The following is an 8,790-nucleotide window of genomic DNA, read 5'->3' on the forward strand; positions in this document are numbered from 1 at the left end:
GCCGTCACCCGGCCCTGGGCAGGGGCGACGTGCGCCGGCGGAAGGAAGGGAACCACCAGTTGTAGCGCTGGAGCAGCAGGAGGGTGGCGGGCACGAACAGCATGCGGATGACGGTGGCGTCGAGCAGGACGGCGGTGCCGAGGCCGGCCCCGTACTGCTGCAGCATCAGGGTGGACGACAGTGCCATGGTGCCGAGGCTGCCCGCCATGACCAGGCCGGCGGCGTTGATCACCCGTCCGGTGTCCACGACGGCCGCGATGGTCGCCTCCTCCTGGGAGCGCCCGGCGCGGATGAGGTCACGGACCCGGGTGACCAGGAAGATCTCGTAGTCCATGCCGAGGCCCATCATCAGCACGGTCAGGAAGATCGGCAGGTCGTCGATGACCACCTCGCCGCGCAGGTGATGGAAGATCAGCACGGTGATGCCGATGGCCCAGACGTTGCTGAGCATGATGGTGGCGATCAGGCGGACCGGGACGAGCAGCGACCGCAGGGTGAGCGCGAGCATCACGAACACGCCGATGCTCACCAGCGCGGCCATCTGCCAGAAGCTGCTGCGCAGCGCGGCGCCGTACTGGAGATCCACCTGCGTGGCGCCCCCGACGTCCAGACGTCCGACGTCCGCTCCCGCCCCGTCGAGCACGTCGTCGAGTCTCCCCACGGTGCCGGCCGCGGCCGACGAGTACGGGTCGTCCTCCAGCACGACGACGAAGCGCAGGGTGCCGTCGCGGGCGACGTGGTCGGTGAGGAAGGCCTGGTTCTGCCGGAGTTCCCCGGCGTCCCAGGGCTGTCCGAACGGCTGGGTGGCGGAGTCGACGGACGCGACTCCCTCGGTGGCGGCGATGCGTTCGGTGAGCCGGGCCACCGCCCGCCGGCCCTGTTCGGTGAGCTGCCCGTCCCGTACGACGCCCTCGGCGGCCTCGCCCACGACGGTGGTGGGCAGGACCGCGCTGTCGCCCCAGGTGGCCGCGAGCCTTTCGAAGCCGGTGCGGGAGTCCGTGACGGGGCTCAGCTTCACCGGGTCCGACGTCGAACGGTTGCCGGCCGTCAGCAGTGCGAAGGGCACCGTGGCGACGAGGAAGACCACGACGATCGCGGCCTTGCGGCGCCTGGCGAACTCGGCCGTACGCAGCAGATGCCGGCCCATCGCGCCGTTCCGCTCGAGGTCGGACAGCGGGGAGCGGCCGAGCGCGAAGAAGCGGTCGCCGAGCAGTACCAGCAGGCACGGCGTGAGGGTGAGCGCGGCGGCGAACACGATGGGGATGCCGACGAGTCCGCCGTAGCCCAGCGGCGGGATCCAGTCCACCGGCGACAACAGGGTGGCGCCGAACGCGAGCACCACGGCCACGGCGGCGAGCAGCATGCTCTCCCCGGCGTGCACGGTGGCCTGTACCGCCGCCTCCTTGGGTGGCCGCCCGGCCAGGCGCTCCTGGCGGTACCGGGAGGACAACAGCATGCTGTAGTCGACCCCGGCTCCCAGCATGACGAACTGCATGATGGTGACCGTGAACTGAGTGAGCGTCACCTGATGGGCCAGACCGTAGAGAGCCGCCTGGCTGACGCTCATCGACAGGCCCACCACCGCCAGTGTGAGGACGGCCGGGACCAGCGCACGGAAGAAGAACAGCAGGACGACGAAGATGATGCCGTACGCCACGGTCTCCATCAGGGCGTTGTCCGACTCGGCCTTCTGATACGTGTCGTGGATGAGCGCCAGCTCACCGGTGATGTGGACGTCGGCGGAGCCGTTCGCGCCGGCCGAGGCGAGCGCGGTGCGAGCGGTGTCGCGCAACCAGTCGACGTCCGGATCCTCGTCGCCCTCGGCCGGGTGGGCGACGGACACGACGGCGGTCTTCGCGTCCGGGGCGATGAGCCGGTCCACGGCGTCGGCCGGCACGGGCAGCGGGAAGTTCCGCCAGTCGGCGGCGACGGTCGCGTCGCGGGCGATCCCGGCCACCTGGCCCGCGGTTTGCGCGCGGGCGGTCCGGCTCGCGGCCGGGACGAGTGCCTCGGGAATCCGCCCCTGACGCACCTCGCTGTCGACCGCCGCGGCACGCTCCGCCGGTGTGGCGCTCGCGCCGCCCGCCCGCCGCCACACCTGGGTGAGGAACTGCGCGGTCGCGTCCCGGAACACGGTGTACGCCGACGACGTGGCCGTCACTTCTCCGGTGCGCCGCCGGTCGGCGAGCCGTTCGTCGAGTCCGGCCAGGAAGGCCCGTACGCGAGGCGTGTGGATGTCGGGGGCCGTGACGACCACGGTGAGTTCCCGCTCGGAGCGTTGCGGGAACGACCGCTTGGTCAGCTCGTCGACATGGGCGCTGCTGGTGCCGGGCACCACCTTGGACGCGCCCTGCTCGGTGAGCTGGGACGTCAACTGCCCGCTGATGGGAATGCACACCGCGATGAGCACCGCCCACAGCAGGATCACGGTCTTGGGGCGGGCGGTGAGCCGGCGGGCGAAGGCGTACAGCGCGCGGTGCACGCGTCCGCCCCCGTCGGCCGGAGGGCCGCCCGCGCCCGGCTCACGCGCGGGCGCGGGCCCGGTGGCGGGCCGGGGCGCGGGGGACTTCGTCATGCGACGCCGACCTCCTCGCCCTGCGGGCCCTGCCGGTCGTCCCGGGCGGACACCGGCTTGTGACCGGTGACGATCACGAACGTGTGCTCGATGTCGAGCCGGCCCTGCCGGCGCAGGAGTTCCGCGAGGCCCTCCTCCACCCGGCTCAGCACGAGCTGTTCACGCGAGTTGTCCACGGCGGTCTTGAACCCCGCCGCCGCGCCCGACCGCTGCACCCATTCCAGGACCGCCTGCGGGGTGTGGGCGGGAATGACCTGCGTGCCCTCCCGCTGGACGTCGACGGTCAGCCCCGCCTTGGTGAACCAACGCGCCACGACCGCCGCGCTCTTGGGCAGCGCGACCCGGATAAGGCTGGTCAGCAGGGAGGGGTCGTCGGCGAAGACCCGCTCCAGCCGGTCGGTGAGCGCCTTGTGGGCGTCCGCCCTGGTCTCGATGACCATGACCCGGCCGCCGGGGCGCAGGATCCGTTCTATCTGGGCGAGCAGCCGGGGCGGCTTGGCGTAGCAGATGGCCCAGCCGACGACGACCAGGTCCGCGCTGCCCGACGGGATGCCCCTGGCGAAGGTCTCCATGTCGCCGTCGGACAGTTCCACCAGCAGGCCGGGCGCCCCCGTGACCAGGGGCAGCACCTTCTTCCTGGCCACCTCCAGCATGCCGAGCGACTTGTCGACCGCGAACACCGCGCCACGGCCGTCCAGCCTGCGCACGATCTCGGCGGTCAGGTGGCCGGTGCCGCAGGCCAGTTCGACCACCGTGTCGCCGGGGCGGACCGGGACCTCGTCGAGGGCGGCGACGGAGTGACGGCCCATCACCGGGCTGAAGAAGGTGTCGTAGTCGGAACTGGCGGCGTCGTAGTCGGCGGTGGGATCGGCGTGGGCCTTGTTGAGGGTGAGGCGCAGGGCTCGGGCGACGAGTCCGATGCGGGACATGAGGGCTCCTTGGTGCTCACGAAGTCGAGAGGCATGAAGTCGAGAGACATGAAGTCGGCGGTCAGGAGGTCGCCGGTCATGAAGTCGCAGACATGGAGTCGGAGTGGAGGCGGTCGGGAGGGGCGGGCAGTCGTCGACGGTGGGGTGATGTCAGCCCGGGGGCGGCGCCACCCGGCGGGCCTGCGACATCGAGGCCAGCCACAGCAGTGCGAAGGCGCAGGCCGACGCGCTGGCCGCGGCCCGGGTCTCCGGCAGCCGCCAACTGCCCACGGCGCAGCCCGCGCCCAGTCCCGTGCCGAACCAGAGGAGGGCGTACGCGGTCCGGGCGAGTTCCCCGGATCCGCGCACGAGGTGTCCCGAGCCTGCGGCCGGCGTGCCGGTGAGGAGGCCCGAGGCCGACGCGGTGACGAGGAGCTGGGCGAGAGCCGCCCCGTCGGCGGCGGGAACGGCGACCGCGACGCTCAGGAGGAGCAGCCCGGCGGCGACCACGACGGCACGGCTGTCGTCCCGGTTCGCCATCGCCACCGGGACCGGGATCGTCCGGGCCAGAAGCATGCCTGCGGTGAACGACAGCGCGGCGCCGGGCAGGACGACGCCGAGACTTCCGACAAAGCCGGCCGAGGACGCCGATGCCGCGGCGCACGCCCCGGTGGCGAGGCCCGCGACCGTCAGCGCCGGGACATGGCCCCGGGCCGGGACGCCGTTCACGCGACGCTCACCGAGCGGCCCTCGTTCCCGGGCCGTTCCAGCAGGGCGTCCTGCGCGGCACAGGCCTCGACGACCCGGTCGAGCTGGTCGAGGGTGTGCGAGGCCATGTAGCTGGTGCGCAGGCGCGGTTCGGCGGCGGGCGGGAGCACCGGATTGACGTACACGCCGTCGTGGAGCAGCCGCTGCCAGGTGGTGAGGGTCTCCAGGGCGCCCGGTGTGGGCAGCGACACGATGGGTGTCGAGCTGGGAGTGGAGCGTACGCCCGCCTCGGCCAGTCCGCGCCGGACGTAGGCGGCGTTGGCCTGTACCGCCGTGGCGAGTTCGGGCCGGGCCCGCAGGAGGCGCAGGGCGGCGAGCGCCGCGGCGGCGTTGGTCGGGGTCGTCGACGCGCTGAACATCAGGCTGCGGGCGTGGTGCCTGAGGTAGTGGATGGCCTCCTCGCTGCCCGCGACGGCGCCGCCGAGGGAGGCGAGGGACTTGCTGAAGGTGACGGTGATCAGGTCGACCTCGTCGGTGAGACCGAAGTGCGCGGCAGTGCCCCGCCCTTCGGCGAGTACGCCCAGCCCGTGGGCGTCGTCGAGGAGGAGGCGTGCGCCGTACGCCGAGCACATCTTTACGACGGCCGGCAGATCGCAGACGTCGCCCTCCATCGAGTAGACGCCGTCGACCACGACGAGCCGGCCGGCTTCGTCGGGTATGCGCTCCAGCGTCTGGCGCAGTCCCTCGGCGTCGTTGTGCGGGAACCAGCGGACCTTGGCCCCGCTCAGCCGGCAGCCGTCCAGGAGTGAGGCGTGGGCGCTGCGGTCCAGGACGACGTGGTCCCGGGGCGTGAGGACAGTGCCGAGGACGCCGAGGTTCGTCTGGTAGCCGGTGGACATCACCAGTGCGGCCGGCTTGCCGAGGTAGTCGGCGAGTTCCGCCTCGAGTTCCTGGTGCAGGTCCGTGTTCCCGTTGAGGAACCTCGAACCGGTGCGGGAGGAGCCGTACCTGTCGAGCGCGGACCGGGCGGCGGCGAGCACCTCCGGATGACCGGTGAGCCCCAGGTAGTTGTTGGACCCGCACATGATCAGGGTGCGGCCGTCCCGGCGGACGGTCGGGCCCTCCCCGCCCTCCAGGGGCAGGAAGAACGGATAGAGATCGGCGGCCATGAGGTCGCGGGCCGCGGTGAAAGAGCTGAAACGCGAGTAGAGGTCAGTGGGATTACCCCGCTGAGATAATGCCTGTATCGCACTCATTTTCATCGTTCCTTGATCGGTCGATCAATGACGAACGTGCTCGATGGGCATGCGTGCACCAGAAAGTGGCACGGCGAATTGGCCATTCGTGCACAAGGCCAAGGAATGCGCGCGGCAACGAGGGGAAGCGTTTTTGCGTCCCCTGGTCACGCGCAGATGATTACCCGGTCTGCCGGGCTGCGTCTTCTAGGCGGAGTTACCGATCATCCTGTCCCCCGTTGGTTCCGCGATGCCGGCCGTCAGCCGGTGACGATGCCCGAAAATATCCCCGCAGGCTCAAAAGTGTCAACGACGGCAAGGTAAAGGCGCTTCTCTTGACGTGGAGGTAACGAATCCGGTTGGCGTGGAAAGCGTTTGTCCGATCTTTCTCCACCGCCATTGACCAGCATGGTACGCTTTCACGACCGTCCAGACGGTCGGGAATTGGCCACGGTGACGAAGACGGGTGGAACACATGCGCGACGAGATCCTCGACGCGGTGGAGAGACTCCTGGTGAAGGGTGGCGTCGATGCCGTCCGTCTGGACGCGGCGGCCGCCGAGGCCGGCGTGAGCAAGGGCGGACTCCTCCACCACTTCCCGTCCAAGCTCGCGCTGGTGCAGGGCGTCGTCCGCCGGCTCGTCGACCGGTTCGAGGCCGTCCTGCCCGGCCCCGACGCGCCCCCCGGAGCCTTCACCAGAGCGTGGCTGGACGCCTCGATTCCCGTGGCTGCCCCCGACGAGGACGGGGCCGGCCCGTCCGCCGTACCGGTCGCTCTGCTCGCGGCGGCAGGGGGCCCCGCGGTCCTCGACGTCCTCCAGGAGCGCTACCGCACCTGGCAGGCCCGTCTCGACCAGGACGGGCTGCCGCCGGGCGTCAGCTCCCTCGTTCGCATGGCGGTCGACGGCTGGTGGACCGCATGCCTGCTGGGACTGGCCCCGCCGCGGGGAGCCGACCACCACCGGCTGCGCGCCCTCGTCGAGGACCTGATCGCGGCCCGGCCCACGGAGGACGAGTGATGGGGATCCTCCTGGTCGCCGGGGCCATCGTCTCCGAGGTGGCCGCCACGCTCGCCCTGCGCGCCTCCCACGGACTGACCCGGCTCGCCCCGAGCGTCCTGGTCGTCGTGGGCTACGGTCTCGCCTTCGTGCTCCTCGCCCAGGCCCTCAAGTCCCTGAACGTCGGCCCGGTCTACGCCGTCTGGTCCGGGGTCGGCACGGTCGGCGCCTTCGCCGGAGGCGTCCTGCTCTTCGGCGAGTCGGTGCGCCCCGCCACCGTGATCGGAGTCGCCCTGGTCGTCCTGGGCGTGGCCGTGATGTACCTGGGCGGAGGGATGGAGCACTGATGACGACGGCACCGGACCGCACCTCTCGCGGCGTGCGCACCATCAAGGCCGCGATGCTCGTGACCGACGTCGGCTTCCTGCTGTACTGGTCGGTCGCACTGCTCAACCTGATTCCGCCGAAGCACGCCTACAAGGACTACGGCGACCCGGTCATGAGCGACTGGAACTACTCGTTCCTGCCCCTGGACATCGCCGCGAGCGTCACCGGCCTCGTTTCTCTCTACCTGGCCGGAAACCGCAGCGACCGGGCAAAGGCGCGTTACGGCGGACTTCATCTTCCGTTGACCCTGATTTCCCTCACGCTCACCAGTACCGCCGGACTTCAGGCCGTCGCGTTCTGGTCATTGCGCGGCGACTGGTCCCTCACCTGGTGGATTCCGAACCTCGCCCTGCTCCTCTTCCCCATTCCGTCGATCGTGTATTTGCTACGGAGATCGACGGCAAGTGCGACCCGGACGGAAGAATCTATGGCGGCGACCGGGCGGCGCTGAGGGAATTTCTTCGTCGTCCGTCCGCGGCTCACAATATTTTGTGGCCCCTCGTCTCAGAGCCCGGCCACCTTCGCGCTCGCCGACACCTCGTAGACCAGGGTGACCGTGCGTCGGCGACCGGGCGGCAGGACGACGTCCCAGCGGGCGATGCCCTCCGCGTCGAGCGTGTCCGGGGCGGGGGAACAGGCTTCCCCGCGCAGCCGTACCTCCACCGCCGAGACCTCGGAGACGGGGATGCGCTCCCGCACGGCGACCGATTCCTCGGCCTGTTCCGCCGGGGCGGAGAAACGGGAGAGGTGCAGCCGGACCGTGTGGGTGGTCACGGTCCGCTGGGTCAGGCCGGGCGAGGCGTGGGACTCCTCGGTCTGCCGGACCACCCGGTAGTCGTCGCAGCTGCCGAAGGCCAGCTCGACGGGGGCGCCGGGGGCGGTGAAGTCCAGCGTGCCGCGGCCGGTGAATCCGCTGCCGCGGACCAGGTCCACGGGTCCGGCGAGCAGCGCGTGGCCGGACCGGTTGTCGAACCGTGCCACCCGGGTGACCAGCGGGGACACCTCGGGAGCGCAGGCGTACTCGGCGCGCGCGGGCGTGGTGAAGGCGGAGAGCGGCACACGGTGGGCGCGGCCGTCCGCCGGCACCGAGACCGGGGCGGGGGCGTTGAGCACCCGTGTCTCGCCGCCGTCGGCGACTCCCGGCAGGCCGAGCACGGGGGCCGGGCCGAGGTCCCCGATCTCCTGCTCGCGCAGCTCCACCTCGACCGTGCGGCGCTCCTCCGCGGTGCGGTCCTTCAGCGTCAGCCGGTCCTCGCGCAGCCGCGGCGGTTCCGCGGCCAGCGCGGACCGGGCGGTCGACAACGTCAGCCGTACGTCCGACCAGTCCTCGCCGGTGCGCTGCCAGACCATCGCGTCGGTCTCCAGCGTCAGGGACTCACCGTCGAGGACGGCACGGTAGGCGGGCCGCCACAGCGCGCACGGGGTGAGGTGCGTCAGGCGCAGCCCCACCGGACCGGCGGTGGCGGCCTCGACGGTCAGCTCGATGTGACCGACCAGCTCGGCGGGTTCCGTCTCCGCGAGGTCCATGGCCCTCTGGGCTTCCCCGAGTTCGACGCCGAGGGCGGTCAGCCGGGCTTCGGTGGCGCGGAGTCGCTCACCACAGGTGTCGCGCTCGCTGTCCACCCGGTCGAGTTCCCGGGCCCAGCGGGTCCCTTCGGTCTCTCCGGAGCCGGCGCCCTCGCCGATCTCCCGCAGCAGGTCGGCGGCGAGGCGGCCGAGCAGGTCGAGACGGGACCGCAGCCGGTCGCGTTGCCGCTCCACGCCGAGGCGTTCCTCTTCGAGGGCGTGCACGCGACGGCGCAGGGCGGAGTCGTCGTCGGGGGACGGCAGCGGACCGCGTGGCGTCCACTCGCGGACGATCCGCACGTCGAGCACGGTCGCGGGGTGGCCGGAGGTCAGCTCGGCGTGGAGGGTTCGGTCGACGGCCAGCGCGCTGACCGGGCCCAGCCGCAGCCGCTGGACGCCGGGTTCGAGGTGGAG

The 8,790-nt window shown here is 71.5% G+C and carries 8 protein-coding genes; 3 read left to right on the forward strand and 5 right to left on the reverse strand.

Going from position 1 to position 8,790, the window contains the following annotated elements:
- Positions 1–4: 4 nt before the first annotated feature.
- The 4 genes from BZL64_RS03895 to BZL64_RS03910 all read right to left on the reverse strand — a co-directional run bounded on the left by BZL64_RS03895 (position 5) and on the right by BZL64_RS03910 (position 5,447).
- Positions 5–2,575, reverse strand: a complete 2,571-nt coding sequence (locus BZL64_RS03895; RefSeq protein WP_086766158.1) for an MMPL family transporter — start codon at positions 2,573–2,575, stop codon at positions 5–7.
- Positions 2,572–3,504: a class I SAM-dependent methyltransferase gene (locus tag BZL64_RS03900; protein WP_086766159.1), complete on the reverse strand. Its 933-nt coding sequence runs from the start codon at positions 3,502–3,504 to the stop codon at positions 2,572–2,574. Before BZL64_RS03900 ends, BZL64_RS03895 begins: the two co-directional genes overlap by 4 nt.
- Positions 3,505–3,654: 150 nt before the next feature.
- Positions 3,655–4,212 carry a hypothetical protein gene (locus tag BZL64_RS03905; RefSeq protein WP_086766162.1) on the reverse strand — a complete coding sequence of 186 codons (558 nt, stop codon included), beginning with the start codon at positions 4,210–4,212 and terminating at the stop codon, positions 3,655–3,657.
- Positions 4,209–5,447: an aminotransferase class I/II-fold pyridoxal phosphate-dependent enzyme gene (locus BZL64_RS03910; protein WP_086766164.1), complete on the reverse strand. Its 1,239-nt coding sequence runs from the start codon at positions 5,445–5,447 to the stop codon at positions 4,209–4,211. The genes BZL64_RS03905 and BZL64_RS03910 overlap by 4 nt, the downstream gene beginning before the upstream one ends.
- A 454-nt stretch (positions 5,448–5,901) precedes the next feature.
- On the opposite strand from BZL64_RS03910, the gene BZL64_RS03915 reads away from it, so the two are divergent.
- From BZL64_RS03915 to BZL64_RS03925, 3 genes are read left to right on the forward strand one after another with little or no spacing between them, the layout of a single operon-like run.
- Positions 5,902–6,444 carry a TetR/AcrR family transcriptional regulator gene (locus BZL64_RS03915; protein WP_086766180.1) on the forward strand — a complete coding sequence of 181 codons (543 nt, stop codon included), beginning with the start codon at positions 5,902–5,904 and terminating at the stop codon, positions 6,442–6,444.
- Complete coding sequence (locus tag BZL64_RS03920; RefSeq protein WP_086766166.1) at positions 6,444–6,770, forward strand: DMT family transporter; 327 nt, start codon at positions 6,444–6,446, stop codon at positions 6,768–6,770. The genes BZL64_RS03915 and BZL64_RS03920 overlap by 1 nt, the downstream gene beginning before the upstream one ends.
- Positions 6,770–7,261, forward strand: coding sequence for a DUF5360 family protein (locus BZL64_RS03925; protein ID WP_086766168.1), 492 nt, complete (start codon positions 6,770–6,772; stop codon positions 7,259–7,261). Before BZL64_RS03920 ends, BZL64_RS03925 begins: the two co-directional genes overlap by 1 nt.
- A 53-nt stretch (positions 7,262–7,314) precedes the next feature.
- Here BZL64_RS03925 and BZL64_RS03930 read toward each other — a convergent pair.
- A partial coding sequence (locus BZL64_RS03930) for a DUF4139 domain-containing protein (protein WP_086766170.1) occupies positions 7,315–8,790 on the reverse strand: 1,476 nt, incomplete at its 5' end.

Origin of the sequence: Streptomyces bobili (assembly GCF_002154575.1) — a bacterium.
GTDB lineage: Bacteria > Actinomycetota > Actinomycetes > Streptomycetales > Streptomycetaceae > Streptomyces > Streptomyces bobili.